The organism is Aeromicrobium sp. CnD17-E, from assembly GCF_024124745.1.
Classification (GTDB): Bacteria; Actinomycetota; Actinomycetes; order Propionibacteriales; family Nocardioidaceae; genus Aeromicrobium.
Map to the genome: position 1 here is coordinate 1 of NZ_JAMXRU010000044.1, position 25455 is coordinate 25455.

Annotated in this window: 22 protein-coding genes, 1 tRNA gene and 1 pseudogene; 10 read left to right on the forward strand and 14 right to left on the reverse strand. The window is 70.9% G+C overall.

Going from position 1 to position 25455, the window contains the following annotated elements:
* Nucleotides 1-478: pseudogene (locus NH339_RS09980) on the forward strand (1-pyrroline-5-carboxylate dehydrogenase); the annotation flags it as partial.
* 385 nt (nucleotides 479-863) lie between these two features.
* Here NH339_RS09980 and NH339_RS09985 read toward each other — a convergent pair.
* The 3 genes from NH339_RS09985 to NH339_RS09995 all read right to left on the reverse strand — a co-directional run bounded on the left by NH339_RS09985 (nucleotide 864) and on the right by NH339_RS09995 (nucleotide 5682).
* Complete coding sequence (locus NH339_RS09985; RefSeq protein ID WP_253024912.1) at nucleotides 864-2285, reverse strand: NAD(P)/FAD-dependent oxidoreductase; 1422 nt, start codon at nucleotides 2283-2285, stop codon at nucleotides 864-866.
* Nucleotides 2286-2311: 26 nt separating this feature from the next.
* Complete coding sequence (locus NH339_RS09990; RefSeq protein WP_253024913.1) at nucleotides 2312-3778, reverse strand: class I adenylate-forming enzyme family protein; 1467 nt, start codon at nucleotides 3776-3778, stop codon at nucleotides 2312-2314.
* A gap of 65 nt (nucleotides 3779-3843) precedes the next feature.
* A complete protein-coding gene (locus NH339_RS09995) occupies nucleotides 3844-5682 on the reverse strand; it encodes a DUF3556 domain-containing protein (protein ID WP_253024914.1) in 1839 nt (612 codons plus the stop codon).
* A 211-nt stretch (nucleotides 5683-5893) separates the two neighbouring features.
* On the opposite strand from NH339_RS09995, the gene NH339_RS10000 reads away from it, so the two are divergent.
* A complete protein-coding gene (locus tag NH339_RS10000) occupies nucleotides 5894-7168 on the forward strand; it encodes a CdaR family transcriptional regulator (protein WP_253024915.1) in 1275 nt (424 codons plus the stop codon).
* Nucleotides 7169-7300: 132 nt separating this feature from the next.
* The gene (locus NH339_RS10005; protein WP_253024916.1) at nucleotides 7301-7471 is read left to right on the forward strand and encodes a hypothetical protein; all 171 of its coding nucleotides are present in this window, start codon (nucleotides 7301-7303) and stop codon (nucleotides 7469-7471) included.
* Here the strand turns inward: NH339_RS10005 and NH339_RS10010 are convergent.
* Nucleotides 7457-7993, reverse strand: coding sequence for a TetR/AcrR family transcriptional regulator (locus NH339_RS10010; RefSeq protein ID WP_253024917.1), 537 nt, complete (start codon nucleotides 7991-7993; stop codon nucleotides 7457-7459). The two genes, NH339_RS10005 and NH339_RS10010, sit on opposite strands and share 15 nt — an antisense overlap.
* Nucleotides 7994-8097: 104 nt before the next feature.
* Between NH339_RS10010 and NH339_RS10015 the strand changes: the two genes are divergently transcribed.
* From NH339_RS10015 to NH339_RS10025, 3 genes are all read left to right on the forward strand, one after another.
* Nucleotides 8098-9039 carry an alpha/beta hydrolase gene (locus NH339_RS10015; protein ID WP_253024918.1) on the forward strand — a complete coding sequence of 314 codons (942 nt, stop codon included), beginning with the start codon at nucleotides 8098-8100 and terminating at the stop codon, nucleotides 9037-9039.
* On the forward strand, nucleotides 9036-9827 hold the full coding sequence (locus tag NH339_RS10020; RefSeq protein WP_253024920.1) for an SDR family oxidoreductase: 792 nt from the start codon (nucleotides 9036-9038) through the stop codon (nucleotides 9825-9827). The genes NH339_RS10015 and NH339_RS10020 overlap by 4 nt, the downstream gene beginning before the upstream one ends.
* Before the next feature lie 309 nt (nucleotides 9828-10136).
* On the forward strand, nucleotides 10137-11309 hold the full coding sequence (locus tag NH339_RS10025; protein ID WP_253024922.1) for an HNH endonuclease signature motif containing protein: 1173 nt from the start codon (nucleotides 10137-10139) through the stop codon (nucleotides 11307-11309).
* 214 nt (nucleotides 11310-11523) lie between these two features.
* Here NH339_RS10025 and NH339_RS10030 read toward each other — a convergent pair whose 3' ends face one another.
* From NH339_RS10030 to NH339_RS10045, 4 genes are all read right to left on the reverse strand, one after another.
* Nucleotides 11524-12060 (reverse strand): hypothetical protein, encoded by a 537-nt coding sequence (locus tag NH339_RS10030; RefSeq protein ID WP_253024924.1) that lies wholly within the window; start codon nucleotides 12058-12060, stop codon nucleotides 11524-11526.
* A 585-nt stretch (nucleotides 12061-12645) separates the two neighbouring features.
* The gene (locus NH339_RS10035) at nucleotides 12646-13200 is read right to left on the reverse strand and encodes a DUF305 domain-containing protein (RefSeq protein WP_253024926.1); all 555 of its coding nucleotides are present in this window, start codon (nucleotides 13198-13200) and stop codon (nucleotides 12646-12648) included.
* Nucleotides 13201-13812: 612 nt separating this feature from the next.
* Nucleotides 13813-14016, reverse strand: a complete 204-nt coding sequence (locus NH339_RS10040; protein WP_253024928.1) for a YgaP-like transmembrane domain — start codon at nucleotides 14014-14016, stop codon at nucleotides 13813-13815.
* 73 nt (nucleotides 14017-14089) lie between these two features.
* The gene (locus NH339_RS10045; RefSeq protein ID WP_253024930.1) at nucleotides 14090-16144 is read right to left on the reverse strand and encodes an MMPL family transporter; all 2055 of its coding nucleotides are present in this window, start codon (nucleotides 16142-16144) and stop codon (nucleotides 14090-14092) included.
* Nucleotides 16145-16363: 219 nt separating this feature from the next.
* On the opposite strand from NH339_RS10045, the gene NH339_RS10050 reads away from it, so the two are divergent.
* The gene (locus NH339_RS10050) at nucleotides 16364-16765 is read left to right on the forward strand and encodes a DUF302 domain-containing protein (protein ID WP_253024932.1); all 402 of its coding nucleotides are present in this window, start codon (nucleotides 16364-16366) and stop codon (nucleotides 16763-16765) included.
* A 17-nt stretch (nucleotides 16766-16782) separates the two neighbouring features.
* On the forward strand, nucleotides 16783-17046 hold the full coding sequence (locus NH339_RS10055; RefSeq protein WP_305883278.1) for a metal-sensitive transcriptional regulator: 264 nt from the start codon (nucleotides 16783-16785) through the stop codon (nucleotides 17044-17046).
* A 761-nt stretch (nucleotides 17047-17807) separates the two neighbouring features.
* On the opposite strand, the gene NH339_RS10060 is transcribed toward NH339_RS10055, so the two are convergent.
* Nucleotides 17808-17880: transfer RNA gene (locus NH339_RS10060), tRNA-Lys, on the reverse strand.
* 307 nt (nucleotides 17881-18187) lie between these two features.
* Here NH339_RS10060 and NH339_RS10065 point away from each other — a divergent pair.
* Both NH339_RS10065 and NH339_RS10070 read left to right on the forward strand, forming a co-directional pair.
* Complete coding sequence (locus tag NH339_RS10065) at nucleotides 18188-18805, forward strand: DUF47 domain-containing protein (protein ID WP_067860143.1); 618 nt, start codon at nucleotides 18188-18190, stop codon at nucleotides 18803-18805.
* A 3-nt stretch (nucleotides 18806-18808) separates the two neighbouring features.
* Nucleotides 18809-19834, forward strand: coding sequence for an inorganic phosphate transporter (locus NH339_RS10070; protein WP_067860141.1), 1026 nt, complete (start codon nucleotides 18809-18811; stop codon nucleotides 19832-19834).
* Nucleotides 19835-20225: 391 nt separating this feature from the next.
* Here the strand turns inward: NH339_RS10070 and pstB are convergent, their stop codons facing one another.
* From pstB to NH339_RS10095, 5 genes are all read right to left on the reverse strand, one after another.
* The gene (gene pstB / locus NH339_RS10075) at nucleotides 20226-21005 is read right to left on the reverse strand and encodes a phosphate ABC transporter ATP-binding protein PstB (RefSeq protein WP_067860139.1); all 780 of its coding nucleotides are present in this window, start codon (nucleotides 21003-21005) and stop codon (nucleotides 20226-20228) included.
* 6 nt (nucleotides 21006-21011) lie between these two features.
* Nucleotides 21012-22091, reverse strand: coding sequence for a phosphate ABC transporter permease PstA (gene pstA, locus NH339_RS10080; RefSeq protein WP_067860137.1), 1080 nt, complete (start codon nucleotides 22089-22091; stop codon nucleotides 21012-21014).
* Nucleotides 22091-23041: a phosphate ABC transporter permease subunit PstC gene (pstC, locus tag NH339_RS10085; protein WP_067860135.1), complete on the reverse strand. Its 951-nt coding sequence runs from the start codon at nucleotides 23039-23041 to the stop codon at nucleotides 22091-22093. The genes pstA and pstC overlap by 1 nt, the downstream gene beginning before the upstream one ends.
* 94 nt (nucleotides 23042-23135) lie before the next feature.
* A complete protein-coding gene (gene pstS, locus NH339_RS10090; protein WP_253024942.1) occupies nucleotides 23136-24233 on the reverse strand; it encodes a phosphate ABC transporter substrate-binding protein PstS in 1098 nt (365 codons plus the stop codon).
* A gap of 127 nt (nucleotides 24234-24360) precedes the next feature.
* Nucleotides 24361-25272, reverse strand: coding sequence for an NUDIX hydrolase (locus tag NH339_RS10095; RefSeq protein WP_253024944.1), 912 nt, complete (start codon nucleotides 25270-25272; stop codon nucleotides 24361-24363).
* Between the last annotated feature and the right edge of the window lie 183 nt (nucleotides 25273-25455).

The following is a 25455-nucleotide window of genomic DNA, read 5'->3' on the forward strand; positions in this document are numbered from 1 at the left end:
GGCGTCGCGCGACGTGTTCGCCGCGTCCGACGTGTCGGCGCTGATGGCCGAGCGCAACGTGTTCCGCTACCTGCCGGCCACGGTGCACGTGCGGCTGGCCGAGGCGGGGGACCCGGCCGACCTGCTGCGCACGGTCGCGGCGGCCCTGGCCGCCGACGCCGACCTCACCGTGTCGTCCGCGGTCGACCTGCCGGCGCTCGCGTCCGTCGGTGTCGAGGTCGTGGTGGAGGACGACGCCGCGTGGGCCGCGGGTCTGCCGAACGCCGGGCACCAGCGCATCCGCCTCGTCGGCGCGCCGGCCTCCGTCGTCGCCCAGGCGCTCGACGGTCGGCCCGACGTGGCCGTCTTCGACCACCCCGTCGTCGAGTCGGGCCGCGTCGAGCGGCTGCCGTACGTCCTCGAGCAGGCCGTCAGCATCACCGCCCACCGCTTCGGCACCCCCGACCACCTCACCGACGAGGTGCTGGTGACCGGCTGACGCCACCCCCATCTGCCACGAGAGCGAGTCGTTCCGCTGGTCGAGTAGCGGAACGGGCGACGAAGGAGCGCCGTGCCGCGACGGAGCCGTCGCCATGGGGCGTAGCCGCGACGGAGCGAGACCACTCGGCAGCGGTTCAGCGTGGGCCGGCTTCCAGCGTGTGCCTGGAGTGGTCTCGATACACCTCCGCTCGCTGGCGCTCGTGGAGGCACTCGACCAGCGGAGGATGCCGCTGGTCGAGGAGCAGGGACGAGCTCGTGAGGTCCCTGCGTATCGAGACCACCCGGCAACGGCTCAGCGGGCGGTGCGGCGGGCGACCTCGTCGTCGACGTCCATCCCCTGCTCCGTCGGGACGGTCACGGGCGCTGGAGTCGTCAGACCCTCGTCAGCCTCGTGCGACGGACCGCAGCGCCGCCCGGGCCGCCCAGTAGCCCGACATCCCGTGCGCACCGGCGCCCGGGGGTGTCGCAGCCGAGCAGAGGAGGACGCCGTCGACGCCGGTGGCGTACGGGTGGAGGGTGACGCGGGGGCGGAACACGAGCTGCAGGGGGTCGTTCGCACCCGACACGATGTCGCCGCCGACGTAGTTCGCGTTCTTCCGCGACATCTCCGTCGTGCTGCAGACGGCCGTGGCGCGGATGCGGTCGCGGAACCCGGGCGCGAAGCGCTCGACCTGCGCGACGATCGCCTCGGTCGCGTCGCCGGTGTAGCCCGCCGGCACGTGCGCGTAGGTGTAGAACGGGTGCACGTCGCCGACGGAGCGGGTCGGGTCGGCCACGTACTGCTGTGCGGCCAGCACGAACGGCCGCTCCGGCATCTGCCCGCGCGCGACGCTCGCCTCGGCCGCCGCGACCTCCTCGAACGTCCCCCCGACGTGGACGGTGCCCGCGCGTCGGCTCGGCTCGTGCGACCACGGCACGCCGCCCTCGACGGCGAAGTCGACCTTGAACGCACCCGGTCCGTGGCGGTAGCGGCGGTACGCCCGGGCGACGTGCCGGGGGAGCCGGTCGCCGACGATGTCGGCCGCCGCGCCGGGGGCGGTGTCGAGCATGACGACGTCGGCAGGACCGAGCTCGTCGAGGCCGGTGACCGTCCGGCCGGTCTCGAAGAGCACGCCACGCTGCTTCGCGGCGGCGACCATCGCCGTGGAGATCGCAGCTGACCCACCGACGGCCGCGCCCCACCCGTACCGGTGGGCGGCCGTGCCGAGGGCCACGCCGATCGCCGACGACGCGAGCGACCCGAGCGGCCGGAACGCGTGGGCCGCGAGCCCGGCGAGCAGGGCCCGAGCCTCGTCGTCACGCCACCGCCGTGCCAGCAGCGAGGCGGGCTGCCCCGCGTAGAGGCTGAAGCGTCCGAGGTGGGCCGGATGTCTCGGCACGTGCAGCACGGGCTGGAGGAACTCGTCGGCGATCGTGTCGAAGCGGTCGGTCAGCGAGCCGAAGACGCGGGCCCACGTGCGGCCGTCGCGCCCACCCAGCTGGCGGGCCGTCTCCTCGACCGACCGGTACGCGGCGGCCCCGCGCCCGGCGTCGAGCGGGTGGGAGTACTGCACCTCCGGCTCGACCCAGGACAGCCCGTGCTCGGCGAGGTCGAACGCCTGCGAGAACCGGGTGGCGATCGCCAACGGGTGGATCGCCGCGCACACGTCGTGGACGAGCCCGGGCAGCGTCAGCTCCGCCGAACGGGTCCCTCCGCCGAGGGTGTCGGTGGCCTCGACCACCTCCACGGACATGCCGGCGTCGGCCAGCACGAGTGCCGCAGCCAGCCCGTTGGGTCCGCTGCCGACGACCACGGCACGCGTCACGACGTCACCTCCTCGCCCCGCACGGATCAGGCGCCCGCGGCGGTGAGCGTGCTGCGCAGCTTGGGCTTGTCGAACTTGCCGACCGGGTTCTTCGGCACCTCGTCGATGAAGCTGACCTCGGTGGGCAGCTTGAACTTCGCGATGCGCTCGGTCAGGAACGCGAGCAGCTCGTCCCGCTGGAGCGCCGCGCCGTCCTTCAGGACGACGAACGCGACGGGCTCCTCGCCCATCACCGGGTGCGGCCGACCCACGACCGCGGCCTCGAGCACCGACGGGTGTTCGTGGATGGCGTGCTCGATCTCCTGCGGGTAGATGTTCTCCCCGCCGCGGATGATCATGTCCTTCACGCGGTCGACGATCCGCAGGTAGCCGTCCTCGTCGAGGATGCCGACGTCGCCGGTGTGCAGCCAGCCGTCCCGGATCGTCCTGGCGGTCTCCTCCGGCTTGTTCAGGTAGCCGCGCATCACGGTGGGTCCCTGGACGACGACCTCGCCGCGCTCGCCGGTCGGCAGCAACGAGCCATCGGCGGCCATGATCGCGACCCGCTGGCCGGGGAGCGCGACGCCGACGGTACCGGGCTTGCGGACGCCGTCGAGCGGGTTGCTGGTCGACGCGCAGGTGGTCTCCGACAGTCCGTAGCCCTCGACGAGCACCACGCCGAAGCGCTGCTCGACCTGGCCGATCAGCGCGGCGGGCATCGGCGCCGCGCCGCACACGACGAAGCGCAGCGAGCTGGTGTCGGGCTCGACCTCGGCCGGCAGGTTGGCGAGCATCGTGTAGATCGCCGGGACGCCCGAGAAGTAGGTGGGGCGCACCGCCTCGAGCGTCGCGAAGAACGTGCGCGGGTCGAAGCGGCCGGCGATGGTGGCCTGTCCGCCCGCCCGCAGCGGCGACAGGATGCTGACGACGATGCCGTTCACGTGGAACAGCGGCAGGACGAGCAGGCTGTGGTCGCGTTCGTCGAGGGCCATGGACGTCACCATCGTCGCCGTCATCGCGTCGAGGTTGGCGTGCGTGAGCTCCACGCCCTTCGGCCGCCCGGTCGTCCCGCTCGTGTAGACGAGCAGGGCCAGGTCGTCGAGGTCGGGCACGAGCCCGGCCACCGGCGCCGACGCCGTGGACGGCACCAGGTCCTCGGGGGCGACGGTGGTGACCCCCTCGAGGGCCAGCCCGTCGTGGGTGACGAGCACCTTCGCGCCGGCGTCGCCGACCTGGTACTCGACCTCCCCGACGGCGAGGGCCGGGTTGACCGGCGTGACCGCGGCACCGAGGCGCCACCCCGCGAACAGCGTGACGACCAGGTCGGTGCGGTTGGCGAGTCGCACCGCCACGACGTCGCCGTGGCCCACGCCGAGCGAGGCCAGCGAGGCGGCGACGGCGTCGACGCGGCGGGCGAGGTCGGCGTTGGTGAGGGTGCCGAGGACGTCGTCGGTCAGGCACGGTGCGGTCGGGGCCTGCTCGGCTCGGGTGGCGGGCAGCGTGGCGAGGTGCACGGGTCTTCCTTCCGGGGGAGAGGGGCGGTGGTGGGGCGGGCCTGGCGTGGCCCGAGCGGACGCGGTCAGACGCTTGACCCGTCGAGCTGCTCGGGTGCGACGCCGAGGGTCCGGCGGCGCACGTAGCCCTCGGCCGTCCAGGTCGCCTGCACGGGGACCGGTCCGTCGGGCAGCCAGGGCTGCTGGGCCACGCAGTCGGCGACGTTCCACGTCCCGCGCTCCACGACGCCCAGGGCGGCGTCGATCACCTGGTACTCCTGGGTGCGCCGGTGGATGGGCTGGGACTCGACCCACATGACGACGAGGTCGCCGGGCTCGAGGCCGAGCCGCTTCTGCACCGCGGCGATGAGGCGCGCGTCGTGCAGGTGGCCGTCGCCGAAGTTGAAGCCGAGGATCGTGGTGCACATCAGCTCGCCCTCGCGGACGGTGCGGGTCTCGATGTCGTCGAGGTGCGTGTAGAGGAGCGAGAACAGGCCGCGACCCTGGCTGTGCATCGCCCGCCAGGCGATCGTCTTCTGCAGGGTGAGGTCGGCGTCGTCGCGCTCGTACGGCGTCGGGAGCATGCGCTGGAGCTGGTCGATCTGGTTCTCCACGCCCGGCAGCTCGTTCAGCCGCTCCTCGACACCGGGCTTCATGGCCCACACCGCCGAGGCCCAGTTGCCGGCGTACTGCCGCATCGACGGCAGGAAGGAGACGAGGTCGGGGCGCAGGTTGCCGAGGATCGGCCCGAACGTCAGCAGGGCGAAGACCGGAACGAGCAGCCAGGGCTCGGAGAAGCTCCAGATGTTGTAGGTGCCGGGGTCGAACCCGACCCACAGGACGATGGCGATGAAGCCGAAGAACACGTTCCACTTCAGGGGCACCGCGAGCGGGAAGGTCGAGGTGATGAAGAGGTGGAAGGCCAGCATGACGAGCGCACCGACGAGCGCGACCGTGGCGTCGGTGGTCAGCAGCAGCGTGACGGGCACGATGATCTCGACCGCGGTGCCGCCGACGTGCGCCATGAACCAGGCGACGCGCGAGGGCCGCAGGTCGTGGGGGGCGTCGCGGTAGTGCAGTCGCTTGATCCACCGACCCGGCATCGCGGGGCTGTTGGACACCATCGGCGGGATGACGTTCTCGAAGTGGGCGCCCAGCTTGGAGACGCCGGCACCGATCCAGACGACGCAGATGACCACCTTGAACACCACGACGAGGTCGACGAAGTCGGCGGTGCTGGCGATCGTGCCGAACAGGGCGGAGAACAGCATGATCGGCAGGTACTGCTCGGACCGTGCGGCGAGGAAGACGACCTTGTCGCGCAGGCCCATGAGGGGCATGAGCACGAGGATCGGGACGAAGTACTGCGGGGGCACCAGCTCCTGGGCGCCCGTGCCTGCGGGGAGGAACTGGCTCGGGACGGGCTCGGCCTGGGCGGCGAGCGGGTAGACGAGACTGGCGAGGACGCCCACGTAGAGGGCGACGTCGAACCAGGTGCGCTCGTCGCCGCCGGTGAACGGCACGCGCCGGCCCCACGGCGCCATGCGGATCGTGCCGGGACGGATCCAGTACCTGATGTTGCCCACCATCGGGCGGAAGTGGCCGCACAGCGGGCCGAAGGCGCCGCCGAGGCCGATCACCTCCAGCAGCATCAGCCAGACGGCGAGCTTCTGGTAGACGACGATGTTGTCGTACCAGGAGCCCACGTCGGTGAACGCGATGCCCGACGTCGCCGACGCGATCCAGATGCCGACGCCGAAGTACAGCCCGAGCATCTTCAGGACGTACACGACGTGCAGGACGCGCGGGGTGCCGAAGCCGTCGTCGGCCCAGTGCGTGCTCAGGATCCGCACCCGCTCGCGCAGGGGCAGGCGGACGAAGGTGGCCGGCTCGACCGGCGGCGGGGACGGGTTGATGAATCCCATGGCACGTGCTCCTCGGGGTGGGTCCTGACCCGGTCGGCGCCGGGACGCCCCGACCCTAGGTGCGGGTGAGACGTGGAACACTGTGCTCCGAGCACGAAAGTTCCCGCCCGCTTTGTCCCGGGGGAGCGATGATCGCCGTCGTACCGGTGAGCATCATCGGTGCACGTCCAGTGCGGTTGTGCTCTCGGACCTATCTGAGGGAGGACGAGGCATGACGGGACCCGAGGCTGACGATGTCGCCGAGCGGGCCGCGGCGAGGGTGGCCGACATCGCTGGGTCGACGAGCTCCCAGCTCGACGACGTCGCGCGGATGCTGCAGGTCGAGCTCGCCGAGTCGATCCCCGAGCTGCGCGGCGACCGGCTGATGCTCGACCTGCTCTACGCGAGCGTGGAGAGCAACGTCAAGGTCTTCTTCCACCGGGCGCAGTACGGTCTCGCGCTCGACGCGGTGGAGGCGCCGCGTCCGGCGGTGGAGTATGCGCGGCGGCTGGCCCAGCGCGAGATCTCCTCGAACGCCCTGCTGCGCGCGTACCGGCTCGGCCAGCGGCGGGTCCTGGACTGGGTGGCCGGTGAGCTCGGTGCCGTCGAGCCCGATGCGCGTGTCTGCTTCGCCGCCCTGCAGCTGCTGCAGGACGCCGCGTTCGCGTACATCGACCGGGTGTCCGAGCAGGTCGTCGAGGAGTACGAGACGGAGCGGGAGCGCTGGCTCGCCAACCGCAGCACGATCCGTTCCGCGACGCTCGCGGCGCTGCTGGCGGGGGAGGAGACCGACGTGGCCGCCGGCGAGCGCGTGCTCGGCTACCGCCTGCGGCAGGGTCACCTCGGGCTCGTCCTCTGGGTCGAGGAGCCGGCGGCGTCGGCGGGACCGTTGCAGCGGCTGGGGCACCTCGTCACCGCGATCGGCCACGAGGTCGGCTCCGACGCGGCGCCGTTGTTCGTGCCCCAGGACCACTCCCTCGGGTGGGCCTGGGTGCCGGTGCAGGGTGGTGGCTCGCCGGACCCCGACCGGCTGGCCCGCGTCGTGCGCGAGGTCGGGGACGACGTGAGGGTGGCGGTCGGCGCCGTCGGGGCCGGGCTGGAGGGCTTCCGGTCGACGCACCGGGCAGCGCTGCGGGCGCACCAGGTCGCCGTCGTGGCGGCCGATCGGGCGGCGCAGGTCACCGCGTACGACGACGCCGGCGTGCGGGCTGCGGCCGTCCTCGCCGGTGACCTTCCGGTCGCCCGCGACCTCGTGGCCTCGATGCTCGGCGACCTGGCGCGCGACGACGACACGGCGGCGCGGCTGCGCGAGACGCTGACGGTGTTCCTGCGCGAGAACCGCAGCTTCGTCGCGACGGCGGAGAAGGTGCACCTGCACAAGAACACGGTGAAGTACCGGGTCGACAAGGCGGTGGAGCTGCGCGGTCGGCCGATCGAGGACGACCGGTTCGACCTCGAGCTCGCCCTGGTCGCGTGCCGGTGGCTGGGCGCGGCGGTGTTGGTCTGAGTCGTCCTTCCGCGGACGCGTCGCCCTTGGTCTGGGGCGACGGCGATCGCAGCGGTCTTTGGTGCGCCGACCTGACGACAGGTCCTCGCGAAGCGTCGAGGCTGGGGGTCCGCCTATGACGGAGGTCACACCATGGACGCGACCGGGATCATCATCATGTTGTGGTGCTTCGTGGGGCCGTTGGTCCCGCCGATCCTCGGAACCGTCGTCGGCACGGTCTACGACGCGGTGACCGCTCGGCGGGTGCGCGAGCGCAGGGCGGCTGCGGCCAGGGCGCGCGCCGTGCCGTCAGCGGCGGCCTGACAGCAGCTCCAGCACCGCGCGCTGCTCCTCGCGCGGCAGGTCGTGCACCAGCAGGCCCTCGACGGCGAACACCCCGAGGCGGGTCGTCGCCGGCACCTGGTCCTCGGGCACGCCCAGCAGGCGCAGCTCGTCGGCCAGCATCGCGTCGGTGAGCGCGTGGAACGCGTCGTGCCAGGTGGCCACGGTCGCCGACGTGGCGGCGAGCGCGTGGACCGTCGTCACGAGCTTGTTGCGCTGCTGCAGCTGCTCCACGACCCAGAGGAGACGGTCGACGGGTGGCTGCTCGGCCTGGCTCTCCAGACCGACCACGAGCTCGCCGAGGAGGTGGTCGAGGACGCCGACGAGCAGCGCCTCCTTGTCGGCGAAGTACCAGTAGATGGTCGTCGTGGTGACGTCGGCGGCGCGGGCCACCCGTGCCATCGAGGTCTTCTCGTACCCGACGTCGGCGAACAAGGTCGCCGCCGCGGCGACGATCTCGGCGGACTTCTCCTCCCGGTCCTGGGCGCGGCGGTTACGAGGCACACGTCACCTTATCTTGCACGACGTTCAAGAGGCCCCTACCTTTTCTTGAACGACGCTCAAGAGTGTGTCGACGGGACCACGCCGCCCACGAAGGGGAGTGCGCCATGACCGAGCCGGTCACCAGCAGCGTCGCGACGTCGGACGAGTGGTTCGTCTCCGGCGGCACCCGGTGCGCCGCCCGCGTCCACCGGCCGGCAGGCCGGCACGGGGCGTCGCCCGTGGTGGTGATGGCTCACGGGTTCGGCGCGGTCCGGGCGCTGCGGCTCTACGCGTACGCCGAGCGCTTCGCCGCCGCCGGGTACGTCGTGGTCGTCTTCGACTACCGCGGCTTCGGCGACAGCGAGGGCGAGCCCCGTCAGGTCCTCGACATCGCCATGCAGCACGACGACTGGCGAGCGGCCCTCCGCTTCGCGCGGTCGCTCGAGGGCGTCGACCCCGACGGCGTCGTGGCATGGGGGACGTCGTTCGCCGGCGGCCACGTGCTGGCCCTGGCAGGTCAGGGGGAGCCGCTCGCCGCGGTCGTCGCGCAGGTGCCGCACGTCAGCGGGCCGGCGGCCGTGAGGGCCACCGGTGCGCGCGCTGCGCTCCGGCTGGCCGTCCCGGCCCTGCGCGACCTGGTCGCGGCCCGTCGTGGTCAGCCGCCGGTGCTCGTCGACAGCGTCGCCCGTCCGGGCGGCACCGGGATGATGACGACGCCGGACGCCTACCCCGGCATGACGACCCTGTTCCGCGAGTCGGGGCTGGGGGAGGACGTCTACCCGCGCACGGTCGCGGCCCGCATCGCGTTGCGCATCGGTCTCTACTCGCCCGGACGCCGGGCCGCGCAGATCCCCTGCCCGGTCCTCGTCCAGATCGTCACGCGCGACGCCATCACGCCGCGGAGGGTCGCCGAACGGGCGGCGGCTCGCATCCCGCGGTCCACCGTCCGCGTGCACGACGGTGGCCACTTCGACCCGTACGTCGCTCCGCTCTTCGACGCCGTCGTCGCGGAGCAGCTCGAGTTCCTCACCATCCACGTCCCGCCCCACCCGAAGGACCCCGCATGAGCCAGTCCCGTACCGCCCTCGTCACCGGCGCCTCCTCCGGCATCGGCGCCGCGTTCGCCCGCGTCCTCGCGGACGACGGACTCGACCTCGTCCTCGTGGCCCGCCGCCAGGAGAAGCTCGACGAGCTCGCCCAGGAGCTGCGCGACCGGCGCGGCGTGCGGGTCGAGGTCGTCGCCGCCGACCTGAGCGACCCTGCCGCGCCCCGCGCGGTCGTCGACGCCGTGCAGGAGCTGGGTCTCGAGGTCGACGTGCTCGTCAACAACGCGGGCCTGTCCGGCGACGCGGCCTTCACGGAGACGCCGTGGTCGGCGCTCGCGGCGGAGATCCAGGTGATGGTGACGGCCGTGACCGAGCTCGCCCACCTCCTCGCGCCCGGCATGAAGCAGCGCGGCCACGGTCGCATCGTCAACGTCTCCTCGCTCGCGGCGTTCGCCCCGCCCGGCGAGAGCCTGCTCTACACCGGCATCAAGAGCTACGTGCTCGACATGTCGCAGGCGCTCGACATGGAGCTCAAGCCGCACGGCGTCCACGTGACGGCGCTCTGCCCCGGCTTCACCCGCAGCGAGTTCCACGCGACGATGGGCAGCGCCGAGGCCGCCAACCGGCTCCCGGCTGTCCTCTGGCAGGAGGCCGACGCCGTCGCGCGCGAGGGCTGGGCGGCCGTCGAGGCGGGCAGGCCGGTCTGCGTCGCGGGTCGCGTGAACAAGGTGCTGTCGCACGCGATGCGCCCGGTGCCGTTCCGCCTGCAGTACCTGATGGGGCGGTCGCTGAACCCGCTCAAGCACTGAGTCTTCTGCGTCGGCGTCGGTGAGGCTGGATGGGGTGAACCACGACTGGTCCTGACCCTCGGCGTGCGATCGTGTCGCCTGGTGGGCGCGCGCCACGGCTGGGCTGCTGTGCCACTCCGGGCGGATGGCCGCGCACGCCTGCTGCTCCGAGCCTCGGCGGAGCGGTCTCCGCAGGCCGTCCGCCACGAGCGGAGCCTCGCGGGGCGGACGAGGTCGCCCCTCGAGGTCGACGCGACAAACCCTGGAATCGTAGGACAAAAAGTCGAACTGAGGGTTGTTCCTCGAACATCTGTTCGGTATCATGAAGTCATGTCCAGCACGCAGCTCGCCGACCGGCTCGAGGCCGTCGCCGCCGAGCTGCGCGCCTACCTGACCCCCACCGAGGCGCTGCGGATGCTGCAGGGACTCTCGAACGCGATCGATGCGGAGAAGGTGGCGCTGGTCGCGGAGGTGGACGAGCATCGCGACTTCGAGACCGAGGGCTGCTCGAGCCTGAAGAACTGGCTGCGCGACCAGCTGCACCTCGACGGCAGACAGGCGTCCCAGCTGGTCCGCTCCGGCCGGACGCTGCGGGACATGCCCGACCTGGAGTCACTCGCCGTCGAGGGCGCCGTCTCCCTCGACCATGTGGACGCGTTCGGCTACGCCGCCAGGCACATCGACCCGATGGTCGTCGAGCACTCCATGGACTGGATGCTGCGCCTGGCCGAGCAGGCCGAGCCGGTCCAGATCCGCAAGGCCGTCAAGAAGCTGCGCGCCACCGCCCACCCCGACGACCTCGACGAGGCCTGGATCAAAGGCATGGACCGGCACGACATCAAGGTCTCCGTCGTCGGCGACGGCGTCGCCGTGACCGGGTTCCTACCCTTCGACACCGGCACCAAGCTCACGACCCTCCTGCAGTCACTGTCCGCACCCACCTGCGCCGAGGACGACCGACCCGTCAGCATCCGCCGCGTCACCGCCCTGGACGCCCTGCTCTCCTCAGTGCTCGCCTCGGGCCTGCCGCAGGACAAGGGCGTGCGCCCGCACCTCACCCTCACCGCAGACCTGACCGACCTCGTCCACGACGCGGACATCGTGACCGGCGAGCTCGCCGGCTTCGGCACCATCGGGCCCGCGCAGCTGCAGCAGATGCTCTGCGACGCCGACCTCACCCCCATCCTCACCGCCGGCAGACACACCGTCCTCGACGTCGGCCGCACCCACCGCCTCGCCACCCCGGCTCAGCGCAAGGCCGTCGTCAACCAGCAAGGCGGCACCTGCGCCGGACCCGGCTGCAGAGGACCCGTCGTCCACGTCCATCACGTCCAGTACTGGTCCGACGGCGGCACCACCGACCTGCAGAACCTCATCGGGCTCTGCCCGAGATGCCATGCAGCAGTGCATCAAGGGTTCTTCACCATCGACCCCGACACCCACCAGACCCACCGCAGCCTGCGCACCCGACACGCCAGCTCCCGCCGCACCCGAGCCGGCTGAGTAGCTACGGCACTCAGCCGGGTGGGGGATGGCGAGAGGAGTGTTGCCCGAACGGTGGTGGCGATGCCGAGGCGCGACTGAGGCGCATCAGCTTCTTGGGATGGCGCTGGCTTTCGAACCCGACCTGCGCGAGAGGTCGTGAGTGTCTTCGACGCTCGAGGATCCGCGAGCAGCTCGGTCGACGGTCTCGCGACTGCGCCCGATCGCCCGGGCCTCACTCAAGCACCTCGACGTCGAGACGGCTCGCGAGGACGATGATCTTGAAGCTCAGGAAGTCGAGGAGGAAGGTGCGCCAGCCGTCCCACCGCAGCTCGCACAGCTCGTCGTTCGGGTGGTCAGCCGAGTAGCCCGCCTCGGTCGTCCAGTCCGTCACGACCGCGTCCTCGAACCGGACCCGAGTCGACGGCCCATCGTCGAACGGGGAGGGCAGGACCAGCGTCAGGGTGGGGAGGGGCGCGAACGCGTAGCCGAAGTGCTCGATGCGGATGTGGTGGGTGTACAGCCGGTTGCCGTCGGGCAGGAGGAGGTCGGCAAGGTCTCCGCTGGCCGCAGCCTCGGCCAGCGACGCTGCGTCGACGCCGGTGACCTCGGTGCGGGGGAGGGTGGGGCGCGCCGGACCGCGCGAGAGCGGCAAGGGCCATTCCAGCAGCTCGGGCGGGTAGCCGATCTCCCCGTCGGGACCGATCCAGAACCGCAGGGGCGGGACGTACGTCGGTTGGCGGCGCGCCCGCCGGCGAGTTCTCCAGGACATGGGTCGACCTCGTTCACGAGATGAGGGCGGGTGACGGTCGGTCGCGCGCCGTTCCCTCGGCCGAGGCAACCGGCCATTCTGACGAGCTTCGGGCGACCTGTCCATACGTCGCGGCGATCCGTCCTGGCGTCGAGTCGGCGCCCGACCACCTCACCGACGACGTCCTGGTGACCGGCCGACGCCGCCCGCACCGGCCACGAGAGCGGGACCTTCCGTTGGTCGAGTAGTCAGGACGAGCGTGCGACGTCCTGACGTATCGAGACCATCCGGCAACGGCCCCGCGTGGGCTGGCTCCCAGCGTGTGCGTGGAGTGGTCTCGATATGTCAGTCCCTGGCTCGTGCCGCCCCCGCAAGCGGGAGGTGCCCCCAGCCGGGCCTGACGACTCGACCAGCGGTGGGTTTCGCTGGTCGAGCAGTGGCCGGGCGCGAGGAACGAGCGTCGCGGCTGCGTATCGAGACCACCCGGCAACGGCCCAGCGCAGGCCCGGGCGGGTCAGGGCACGCGGCGCGGGTCCCCAGAGTCGGGCGGTCGCGCCACCCCGGCCCGACGGTGGCGTCGGGCCTGGGTGGCGTGGCAGATCGGTCTCAGGAGTCGAGCAGCGTCCGCATGCGGTCGACCTCGGCGGTCTGGTCCTCCTCGATCTTCCGCGCGAGCGCGACGGCGTCCGAGTTCGACCCGTCCTCCTGCTCGGTCGCGGCCATCTCGATGGCGCCCTCGTGGTGCTCGATCATCATCGTGAGGAAGGCCTCGTCGAACGCGGAGCCCTGGGCGTCCTCAAGGGCGCTCATGTCCTGCTCGCTCATCATCCCGGGCATGGAGCCGGAGTGGTCCATCCCCTCGTGTCCGGCCATGGAGTCAGGGACCTCCTGGTCCCAGGACTCCAGCCAGTCGGTCATCGTCTCGATCTCCGGCTCCTGGGCGGCCTCGATCTGGGAAGCCAGGTCCAGCACCTGACGGTTGGTGGTGCGGCTCTCGGCGAGCGCCGCCATCTCCGTGGCCTGTCGGTGGTGCGGGATCATGTCCTGGGCGAACGTCACGTCCGCCTCGTTGAACTCCTCGTCCGGCGACGACGAGCAGGCCGTCAGGACGACGGCGGCGGTGGCGGTGGTGATGGCCGCAAGGATCTTCTTCGTACGCATGGGTGTTCTCCTGTGGTGCTGAAGGTGTGAGGGAAGGCTGGCGCGCTGCTCGGCGTGCAGAGCCCTCCTCAGCACCGCAGGATCGTCGTTCGTTGCAGAGGTGTCAGGGACGAGAGCGCGCAGCGTGGTCGTCCGACGACCGTGCGGAGCCTCGCTCGCCAGGGTCCGTCGACTCGCCAGCCTCGCGAGCCGCGCGCGAGAAGGAACCCTCCGAAGCCGATGAGGAGCGCGATGCACAGGGCCAGTGCGCCGCCGCAGCCGAGCGCGGCGTCGTGCCCGTCGTGGCCAGCCTGGGCTGTCGTGTCAGTGCTGTGGTGACTGTGTCCGGCCGTGCCCGGGTGCGGGGAGTGCTCGCCCACCGTGGCTGCTGCCGCGTGAACGACGGGCGCGTGAGGAGGTGCAGCCTGGAGGACCAGGCTGTGCATCCCGAGGATCCCGACGGCGACGGCGCCCACCAGGAGCAGCGGCAGAGGCAGACGGACACGGTGCCGTGCCGTGCTGCGCTGTCCTCGCTGGCTCACGACCCCAGCGTACGAGCCTCGCCGAACAGGTGCAGGCCAGCAACGACGCTCATCTGGCCGTCGCCGGCGCGACACCGCCATCTGTGCGCCGTCAGCGCAGCGCGCAGCCCGCAGAGACTCCGAGGCGGCGAAGCGCGACGGCCGCGGGGCAGAGTCCGGTGATGCTGGCTTGGAGGAGGTTGGCGCCGACGAAGGCGGGCAGGAGCAGCCACCACGGGGAGAGGAGGGCTGCGGCGAGGACGCCGAGGAGGACGAGGGTGCCGGCGAGGGCCATGACGGCCTGGTCGATGTTCACGTGGATGCCTTTCCAGGCTTGGGGTGGGGCTGATCCGCTCCAGGGGTGGTGGCGGGTCGGCCTCGGTAGGGGGTCAGTCGTGCGCGAAGGTGATGTTCGGCAGGGCGCGCTTCAGCCGGGCCGGGACGTACCAGGCGGCGTGGCCGGTCAGTCGCAGCAGGACGGGCAGCAGGACCAGGCGGACGAGGAACGCGTCGAGCAGGACGGCGACGCCGAGCACGACCCCCATCTCCTTGGGCGGCAGCGGGCCGGACAGGGCGAAGGTGAAGAACACGGCGACCATGACCGCGCCGGCGGCGAAGATCACCCGGCCAGAGTGTGCGAGCGCGCCGACCATCGCCTCCTTCGGGTCTCCGCTCCGTTCGTAGTGCTCCTTGGCCGAGGCCAGCAGGAAGACGGTGTAGTCCATCGCGATGGCGAAGATCATGGCGAAGAAGAACACCGGCGCCCAGGCGTCGAGGAAGCCTTGGCTCTCGAAGCCGAGCGGTCCCGTTCCCCACCCATCCTGGAAGACGAGCCGTGCGACGCCGAAAGCGGCCGCGGTCGAGAGCAGGCTGACCAGCGTGCCGAGCAGGGAGATGAGCGGCGCTTGCAGGGCGACGAGCAGGAGCAGGAAGCCCAGCGCCAGGATGACGCCGATGACCAGCGGGGTGGAGTCGTCGAGCTGGCTCTTCAGGTCGAGGTTCTCGACGGCGGCACCGCCGACCCGTGCGGTGCCGGGGAGTTCTGCGCGCAATCGGTCGACGGTCTCGGCGAGCGCCGGGTCTGAAGGATCGTCGGTCGGGACGGCCTGGATCATCGCTAGGTCCGAGCCGTCGGGGGCCGGTTGGGCGGGCATGGCGGCAGCGATGCCGTCGTCGGCGCCGATGGTCGCTGCAGCGTCCTGCACCTGGTCCTGGTCGACGACGATCTGCAGGGTTCCCGGTGCGCCCGGACCGAATGCCTCCTGGACGCGGTCGTAGCCGACCCGGGCCGAGGCGTCCTCGGGCAGCACCTTGATCGACGGCATGGCGGTGTTCAGGCCGACGACCGGCGCGGCGAGCGCGATGAGCACGACCAGGGCCGCGGTGCCCCACAGGACGGGGCGACGCCAGAGCCGCTCGCCCCAGGCGGCGAAGCGCGACGAACGGTGTTCACCGGTCGTGACCCACGGCAGCGCGAGGCTGTTGATGCGGTGGTCGAGCTTGACCAGCGCCATGGGCAGCAGCGTGAGCGTCGCGGCGAGCACGAAGACGACCGAGAGCATGATGCCGCCGGCCATCGAGCGGAACGACGGCGAGGGCACGAGCATCACCGCAGACAGGGAGATGAGCACGGTCAGGCCCGAGAGCAGGACGGCCTTGCCGGCGGTGTCCATCGTCTCGGCGATGGCCCGTTGCGCGGACAGCGTGGCTCCCATGCGCGCGGCACGGTAGCGGACCACGAGGAACAGCGCGTAGTCGATGCCCAGGGCCAGGGAGAACATCATGGCGAAGTTCATCGCCCAGATGGAGACGGGCACCAGCTCGTTGATGAGCACCAGGGAGCCGGCCGAGGCGACGAGCCCGGAGAGGGTGAGCAGGAGCGGGAGGCCGGCGGCGACCAGGGCGCCGAAGGCGAGGACGAGGATGGCCAGGGTGACGGGCCAGGAGACCATCTCCGATTTCAACATGGCCTCGAGGTTGGCCTCGTTGAAGTCCGACCACAGCAGTGAGGGGCCGGTGGGGTCGACCTCGACGCCGTCGCCGGACAGGTCCTGCAGGGGGCCCTTGAGGTCGGTGGCGACGCGGACCATCTCGTTGGTGTCGGCGCCGGCGCCGGCGAGCACGACGGCCGTGGAGCCGTCCTGGCTCAGCGTCGCGCCGGGCTGGGGTGCGACGACGTCGGCGATGCCGGGCTCGTCCTCGAGCAGGGCGGTGACCCTCGCGATGGTCTCGGCGCCGCGGCCCTCGGCGACCGGTCCGTCGTCGCTGCGGACGACGACCTGGATGGCCGACGAGGCGTTCCCGCCGAAGTGCTCGCGTGCCAGCTCGCGGGCGGCGACGGACTCCGATCCGTTGGCCTGCCAGCCGGCGCCCGACAGGTTGTGCTCGACCCTCGGGGCGAAGACGCCCAGGCCGATGACCAGCAGCAGCCAGGTGATGGTCACGACCTGGCCGTGTGTGGTGACCCAGGTCCCGAGGCGTCCCAGCGGGCCTGAGGAGGTCCGCATCTCCTGCTCGGGAGCGGGCGGGTCTGTCGTCGCGGTCATGCGTCCTCCATCTCGTATCCCCCCAGGGGGTTCAGCCGAACGCTAGCACATCCCCCTGGGGGGATATAGGGTTGAGGGTGACGACGCCGACCGGCGCGCTCGGACCTGAGGAGTGACATGACGCAGCTGACGCTGAAGGTGACGACCGCGAAGGCCTACGACGAGACCGTCGCGCTGGTGCGCGCGAGTCTCGGCGAAGCGGGCTTCGGCGTGCTCACCGAGATCGACATCAAGGCGACCCTGAAGACCAAGCTCGACATTGACGTCGAGCCGCAAGTCATCCTCGGTGCCTGCCGACCCCAGCTCGCGCACGCCGCCCTGCAGGCCGACCCTTCGATCGCGGCCCTCCTGCCGTGCAACGTCGTGGTGCGGTCCGACGGCGACTGCACCGTCGTCGAGGCCTTCGACCCCCAGGCCATGACCGCACTGTCTGCCGACGCGCCCGCCGGGCTGCAGGACATCGCCGCCGACGCCCGAGCTCGGCTGCGCGGCGCGCTCGAGACGGTGGAGAACGCCTGATGCCCGATGCCGCCGCGATGGGTCTGCAACCGGCCGAGATCAAGGCCATCATCACCCGGATGAAGCGGGCTCACGGCCACCTCGGAAGCGTCATCCGCATGATGGAACAGGGGTCGGACTGCGAGTCCGTCCTCACCCAGCTGGCAGCCGTCGACAAGGCCCTCTCGCGCGCCGGCTACGCGATCGTGGCCACCGGCATGCAGCACTGCCTCACGGAGGGCGACGGCCTGGACGGCGTCGCCGCGAAGAAGATGGAGAAGCTGTTCTTGGCCCTCGCCTGAGCCTGCGACGATCTTTCGCGAGGCGCCGGTGGGTGCGACTGTTCCCGAGGACCTGGCTCGTGCTTCCAGTGGCGCGCGGGCCCACGTGGTGCGTTCGCCCGGTGCAGTTCCTGGGTACGAGGCGGTGATCGACCTGACCCACCGTTCGGGTTCCAGTCGAGGTGGCCGACTGGCAGCGGTGCTGGTGTCGTGCGCGGAACGTCGTTCGTATCCGATGAAGGTCAGGTAACGGAGCGCACGGTCGTGTCGACGTCGGCCGTGGAGGATCTCGATGTGGTCGAAGATCGAGTTCGCCACCTCGATCCGGGTCTTCGGCCTGCGCCGGTTCCAGAAATCGATCTGCATCGCACCGAGCCGCCCGAGCCGGAACCTTCCTGGCGGGGGCAGGTCAGTGGCAGCGGGGCCGCCAGGGCGCCTGTCGTGTTCATGACCGTCTCCCGCGCGATGGGGCTCGATCGTCCGAGGACGGCTGGTCCACGTCGGAGGTGATGAGCCCGTCCTATCCAGGTGACTCATCGATCCGATCACGTGGCGGCGGGCGAGCGCGGTGATGGAGCGGCGGCTTCGATCTTGCGACCCGCGGTCTGGATGGACGATGCCGCCGGCGACGTCACGACGTGGAGCGACCGCACTCTCCAAAGCCCGGACGGCCGGGTGTGAGGTCGTCAGGTCGCTGATGGAGGAGCCCGCGATCCGGTTGGACCAGGCGTCCTTGATCGCGCAGACATCGGGATTCGCCGATACGGATCTTCTTGCAGCAGTAGGCCCCGTGGGACTCGAACCCACAACCCGCGGATTAAAAGTCCGCTGCTCTGCCAGTTGAGCTAGAGGCCCTGGCGAGGCCCAGTCTGCCAGCGTCGGGACGGGACGTGGGGCGGGCGCCCCAATCGTGCGAAGCCGGCCCGGCGGGTGAGACGGCGCGTTACCCTGGAGGCACCGTCCCCCGGCGGTCCCCCACCCCTGCCAGCAGTGGAGCTTCTCGTGCTCGAGCCCCTCGACGATCGTCTCCGTGACGACGACGTGCTCGACGAGATCGAGCTGACCAGCCGGCTCATCATCGCCGCGTCCGGCCGATTGACACCCGGTGAACGCCAGCACCTACAGTTGTCTCGGCTTGAACCGACCCGACAGGAGCCTTGGAGTGCGATTCCGCATCCGACCGGTGGAGACCACCTTCTACGACCTCTTCGCCGAGTCGGCGTCCCACCTCGTCGACGGGGCCAACCTGCTCGCGCAGGTGCTCGACCCCGACGTCGACCGCACCGCCCTCGCCGAGCAGATGCGCGACGCCGAGCACCAGGCCGACGAGACGACCCACAAGATCGTCAAGCGGGTCAACTCCACGTTCGTGACCCCGTTCGACCGTGAGGACATCTACCGCCTCGCGAGCAGCCTCGACGACGTCATGGACTTCATGGAGGAGACCGTCGACCTCATTGGGCTCTACGAGATCAAGGAGCTGCCCGCGCAGTTCGCGGCGCAGGTCGAGGTGCTCCAGCGCGCCTGCCAGCTCACCGCCGAGGCCATGCCGCGGCTTCGCACCATGAAGGACCTCGAGGAGTACTGGATCGAGATCAACCGGCTCGAGAACCAGGGCGACCGCTCCTACCGGCGCATCCTCGCCGACCTGTTCGGCGGCGGCTACAAGTCGCTCGAGGTGCTCAAGCTCAAGGACGTCGTCGACTCCCTCGAGCACGCCATCGACGCGCTCGAGTCGGTCGCCAACACGGTGGAGCAGATCGCCGTCAAGGAGTCCTGAGCCATGGACCTCGTCCTGGCGATGGTGATCGCCGTCGTCGTCATCGCGCTCGTCTTCGACTACACGAACGGGTTCCACGACGCCGCCAACGCGATCGCCACCTCGATCTCCACGCGCGCCCTCACGCCGCGCATCGCGCTGGCCATGGCCGCCGTCCTCAACTTCGTCGGCGCGCTCCTCGGCGTCGGAGTCGCGCAGACCATCCAAGGCATCATCGACATCGACTCGCAGGTGTCGTCGGGCGTGTCCATCGACCGTGCCCACGGCCTGACGATCGTGCTCGCCGCGCTCGTCGGCGCCATCACCTGGAACCTCATCACCTGGTACTTCGGCATCCCGTCGTCGTCCTCCCACGCCCTCATCGGCGGCATCGTCGGTGCCGGCGCGGCGTCGTCGACGACCGTCGACTGGGGGACCCTGGTGGAGAAGGTCGCCATCCCGATGGTCGCCTCGCCGCTCATCGGCTTCGTCGGGGCCTTCGCCCTGATGACCGCCATCATGTGGATCTTCCGGCGCGCCAATCCCGGCAAGGTCAGCCGCGGGTTCCGGCACGCGCAGACCGTCTCGGCCGCGGGCATGTCGCTCGGTCACGGCCTGCAGGACGCGCAGAAGACGATGGGCGTCATCGTCCTCGCGCTGGTCGCCGGTGGGTTCGAGGACGGCTCCGACGTGCCCCTGTGGGTCATCGTCGCCGCCGCCTCCGCCATCGCAGCCGGCACCTACTCCGGTGGCTGGCGCATCATGCGCACCCTCGGCCGACGCATCATCGACCTCGACCCGCCCCGCGGGTTCGCCGCCGAGGGCGTGGCCGCGACCGTCCTCTACGTCATGGCCATCGGCCTGCACGCCCCCGTCTCGACCACCCACACGATCACCTCGGCGATCATGGGCTCCGGCGCCACCAAGCGGTTCAGTGCCGTCCGGTGGGGCGTGGCCAAGGGGATCGTCACCGCCTGGATCGTCACCATCCCGGCCGCCGCGGCCGTGGCGGCGGTGTTCTACTTCATCGCCCGGCTCTTCCTGCCCTGAGCGGCCGGCTGGCCGGTGATTCCCAGGTCGACCTGGGAATCGGTGGTTAGCACGGCTTGCTCTCCGTGCTCGGCTGAGGAAACCGTGCGTCGTGGTCGACGCAGGACTCTGCCGGTGGTGACTCCCCGGGCGATCTGGTCATCGGTGATGCGCACGGCTTCTCTTCCGTGTTCGGATGAGGAAACCGTGCGTCAGCGGAGATTCCCAGGTCGACCTGGGAATCTCACCCTTCAACGCGACGAACGCCCGCTCCTGGGGAGCGGGCGTTCGTCATGGACGTGCGTCGTGCGGGGGTCTGGACTCTTGCTAGGTCTCGATACAGAGGGGACCGGCTTCGCCGGTGAGACCACTCGACCTGGCTTCGCCGCTCCCTCGCTGCGCTCGGTCGGGCTCAGCCAAACCGCCCCTGGATGTAGGCCTCGGTGGCTTCCTCGTCGGGGTTGGAGAAGATCTTCTCCGTCCGGCCCGACTCGACCAGCTTGCCCGGCTTGCCGACACCGGAGAGGTTGAAGAACGCCGTCTCGTCGGACACGCGAGCAGCCTGCTGCATGTTGTGCGTGACGATGACGATCGTGTACTTCTCCTTGAGCTCGTGGATCAGGTCCTCGATGACGCTCGTCGAGATCGGGTCGAGGGCCGAGCACGGCTCGTCCATCAGCAGCACCTCGGGCTCCACCGAGATGGCGCGCGCGATGCACAGACGCTGCTGCTGACCACCCGACAGGCCCGAGCCGGGACGCGACAGGCGGTCCTTGACCTCGGCCCAGAGGCCGGCGCTGCGCAGCGAGCGCTCGACGATCGCGTCGGACTCGGACTTCTTCATCCGCTTGCTGTTGAGCTTCTGGCCCGCGAGGACGTTGTCGTAGATCGACATCGTCGGGAACGGGTTCGGGCGCTGGAAGACCATGCCGACCATGCGACGCACGTTCACCGGGTCCATCTCGTCGGCGTAGAGGTCCTCGCCGTCGATCAGCACCTTGCCCTGCACGTGCGCGCCGGGGATGACCTCGTGCATGCGGTTCAGCGACCGCAGGAAGGTCGACTTGCCGCAGCCCGACGGGCCGATGAAGGCGGTCACCGACCGCGCCGGGATGGCGATGTTGACGCCCTCCACGGCGAGGAAGTCGCCGTAGTAGATGTTGAGGTCGGAGACGTCGATGCTCTTGGCCATCGGGGTTTACCTTTCGCCCTTGGGAGAGAAGAAGAAGGACACGAGCCGGGCGACGAGGTTCAGCAGCATCACGATGACGAGCAGCGTGAGCGCGGCGCCCCACCCTCGGTCGATGCTGAACTCCGGGGGGACGCCCGGGAAGCGGATGGAGGTGTAGGCGAACACCGGCAGGGTGGCCATGCGTCCGTCGAACAGGTTGAAGTTCGTGGAGTCCGTGGCGCCGGCGATGATCAGCAGGGGAGCGGTCTCGCCGATCACGCGCGCGATCGCGAGGGTCACGCCGGTGACGATACCGGCGAGCGCCGTGGGCACCACGACCTTGGCGATCGTGCGCCACTGGGGCACACCGAGCGCCAGCGACGCCTCGCGCAGCTCGTTGGGCACCAGCTTGAGCATCTCCTCGCTCGAGCGGACGACCACGGGGATCATCAGCACCGAGAGGGCCACCGAGCCGCCGATGCCCATGCGGACGCCCTCGCCGAAGAACAGGACGAACAGGGCGTAGGCGAACAGACCGGCCACGATCGAGGGGATGCCGGTCATCACGTCGACGAGGAAGCGGATGCCCTTGGACACCCGGTTCCCGTCTCCGTACTCGACGATGTAGATCGCCGTGAACAGGCCGATCGGGACGCTGATCAGGGTCGCGGCGCCCGTGATCAGGAGGGTGCCCATGATCGCGTGGTAGATGCCGCCGCCCTCGCCGACGACGTTGCGCATCGAGAAGGTCAGGAACTCGCCCGACATGACCGACAGGCCGCGCGAGAAGACGGTCCAGATGATGCTGCCGAGCGGGATGAGCGCCAGGCCGAACGCCGAGTAGACGAGCAGCGTGACGAGCCGGTCGGTCGCCTTGCGCGAGCCCTCGACGACGCGCGACCAGATCGGCAGGGCGAACGTGAGCAGCCAGCCCAGCAGCACGCCGCGGACGATGCCGAGGCTGCTCAGGGCGCCCAGCACCGCCACGGTGGCGGCGATGCCCACGACGACACGGGGCGCCCACAGGGGCAGCGTGTTGCCGCGCAGGGAGCTCAGCAGCTCCTCGGCGTCGCGGTCACGCTGGGGACGGGGGTCGGTGGTGGTCATCAGTTGGCTCCCGAGAAGTCCTTGCGCCGGTCCACGATCGCGCGGGCGGCGAAGTTGACGGCGAAGGTGATGACGAACAGGACGAGACCGGAGGCGATCAGCGCGTTGACCGTGAGTCCGCTGGCCTCGGGGAAGCTGAGCGCGATGTTGGACGCGATCGTGTTCGGGTTGGTCGAGCTGATGAGGTTCGGCGTGACGACCAGCGCGGGCGACAGCACCATCGCGACGGCCATCGTCTCGCCGAGCGCACGGCCGAGGCCGAGCATCGACGCCGACACGATGCCCGAGCGGGCGTACGGGAAGACGGCCATGCGGACCATCTCCCAGCGGGTGGCGCCGAGCGCGAGCGCGGCCTCCTGGTGCAGGCGCGGCGTCTGCAGGAAGATCTCGCGGCAGATGGCGGTCACGATCGGCAGGACCATGATCGCGAGCACGATGCCGGCGGTCAGGATCGTGCTGCCGGTGGCGGACGGCGGGCCCGCGAACAGCGGGATGAAGCCGAGGTTCTCGAACAGCCAGCGGTAGAACGGCACGATCGTCGGCGCGAGGAAGATGATGCCCCAGGCGCCGTAGACGACGCTCGGCACGGCCGCGAGCAGGTCGATCACGTACCCGAACACGGCGCTGAGGCGCCGCGGGGAGAAGTGGGAGATGAACAGCGCCACGCCGATGGCCACGGGGACGGCCAGCACGAGCGCGATGACGGCCGCCAGCAGCGTGCCGTAGATCAGGGGGCCGACGTACGCGGGGAACGAGAGCCCGCTCTTGACCTCGTCGGCCGAGGCGGTGACGCCGGGGATGCCCTCGGCGGTCAGGAAGATGGCGACGCCCGCGAGCGTCAGCAGGATGACGAGGGCGGCGCCGAAGGAGATGCCGAAGAACACTCGGTCGCCGGGGCGCGTCGGGGTTCGGCGGGCCTTGGCGGGCTCGGGGGCGAGCTGCGAGGTCACGACGGTCCTTCCCAGTGCTTGGAGGGGTGGGGGTGGAGCAGGTCCGGTCCCCGCCCCCGTCCTCGAAGGAACGGGCGGCGGGGACCGGATCCGATCAGCTGGCGGCCTTGATGGTCTTGACGGCCTCGGCGACCTTGCCCGAGAACTCCGACGTCAGCGGGGCGGAGCCGGCCTTGTCGGCGGCCTCCTTCTGACCCTCCTCGCTGGTGACGTACTCGAGCCAGCCCTTGACGAGGTCGGCCTTCGCGGCGTCGTCGTAGGACTCACAACCGATCATGTACGACACGAGGACGATCGGGTAGACCCCGGACTCCTCCGTCTTGCGGTCGATGTCGAGCGCGATGTCGGTGGCGTCGCGGCCCTCGACCTGGGTGGCGGTGTCGAGCACCTTGGCGGCGGCCTCGGGGGTGACCTCGGTGTACTCGTCGCCGACCTTCACCTTGGCCTTGTCCAGGTCGCCGGCCTGCGACTCGTCGGCGTAGCCGATCGTGCCGGAGCCGTTGGTGACGGACTGGACGACGCCCGACGTGCCCTGGGCGGCCTCGCCACCCTTGATCGGCCAGGTCTCGACCTCGCCGCCGGTCCACGAGCCACCGGAGGCGGCGTCGAGGTAGGCGGTGAAGTTCTTGGTGGTGCCCGAGTCGTCCGAGCGGTGCACCGGCGTGATGTCGGTGTCCGGGAGCGTGGCGTCGGGGTTGTCGGCCTTGATGGCCGCGTCGTTCCACTTGGTGATCTTGCCCTCGAAGATGCCGCCGATGGTGGCGGGGGAGAGCTGCAGGTCGTCGACGCCGTCGAGGTTGTAGATGACCGCGATGGGGCTGACGTAGGTGGGGACCTCGACGACCGGACCGTTGCAACGCTCCTTGGCCTGCGCCAGCTCGTCGTCGTCCAGGTAGGCGTCGGAGCCGGCGAAGTCGACACCGCCGGCGATGAACTGCTCGCGGCCCGCGCCGGAGCCGGCCGGGTCGTAGTTGACGGTCACGTCGCTGTTGGCGGTCTGGAACGCGGCGGTCCAGGCGTCGACGGCGGCCTCCTGCGAGCTGGCGCCGGCGCCGTTGAGGGTGCCGGAGAGCGAGGAGTCGGAGCCGGAGCCCGAGCCGCCCTCGTTGGACGCGCCGCAGGCGGAGAGTCCGAGTGCGAGGGTGAGAGCGAGCGCCGCGGGGGCGGCGACGCGCAGCGTGGTGCGGTTCACAGGGGGTGTCCCTTCGATGATCACAGGCTTCTGTCGTCGGCGACGCTAGGGAGCAGAGGTGTATCGGGGGCCCTCCGCGGGTGAACGCAGGGTGAACGACGAGCGAAGGATGGGCTCCCGTCGCAGGTCAGCGGGGTGATGCAGGTCTCCCCAGCGGTTCATCTGCCACGACGACGCCCCGACGCAGGTGCAGCACGACGCCCTCGCCCGGAGCCAGCTCCGGAGCGTCCAGCCCGAGCGCCTCGAAGACCCAGGGCAGGGTCGGCCGGTGTCCGCAGACGACGGCCGGCGACTTCTCGGCGAGCACGTCGGCGACCGCGCGACGGACGTCGTCCTCCGTCGTCTCCTCCGACAGCCGGGGGTCGTGCCGCAGATCGAGGCCGCGGTGCTCGGCGTACGGCGCGACGGTGTCGACGCAGCGTCGGGCCGGGCTCGACACGACCCGGCGCACGCCGTAGGCCTCGAGCAGCGGCACGAGGGCCTCGGCCCGGCCCCGGCCGCTCGGCGTGAGCGGACGCAGCAGGTCGTCGCGACGCCAGTGCTCGCGCGCCTTCGCCTTGCCGTGACGCACCACCACGAGCGTGCGGGTCCGGTGCGCCTTCACGTCGCGCAGCGCGAGGAACGCGTCGAGGAGGTCGAGGTCGTGCTCGTAGCTCAGCAGCCTGCGGGCGTCGCCCGGGCGCACCCAGCGCAGGTCGTCGATCTCGCGGTTCGGCGTGAAGGGCGTCGCGGTCTCGCCGACCACGCGGGCCGTCCAGTAGCTCACCCGCTTCGGTCCGCCGGCCACGCGGTAGCGGGTGTCGGGGAGCGGGTGGCCGAGCCGGACGAGCTGGGCGGTCTCCTCGGCCACCTCGCGCACGGCGGTGGCGACGAGGTCCTCGCCCGGGTCGGGCTTGCCCTTGGGGAAGGTCCAGTCGTCGTAGCGCGGTCGGTGGACGAGGAGCACCTCGACGCCCCGCTTCCCCGACGAGCCCGGACGCGGCGCGCAGCGCCTCCAGGTGACGGCTCCGGCGGCGGTCAGCGGACGTTCACGTGCCATGCCTCGTATTGTTCACGTCCTAGGTGTCCGGACGGTGACGGGCCGATGCGCGAGGAGGTGTGCGGTGCTCCGACGGGTGCGCGACCCGCTGGTCGCGGTCGTGGTGCTGGCCGTCGCGCTCGGCGCGGGCTGGTGGGTCTCCGGCACCGCACGGGCCGAGGTGCGCAGCCCGCTCGCCGCCGC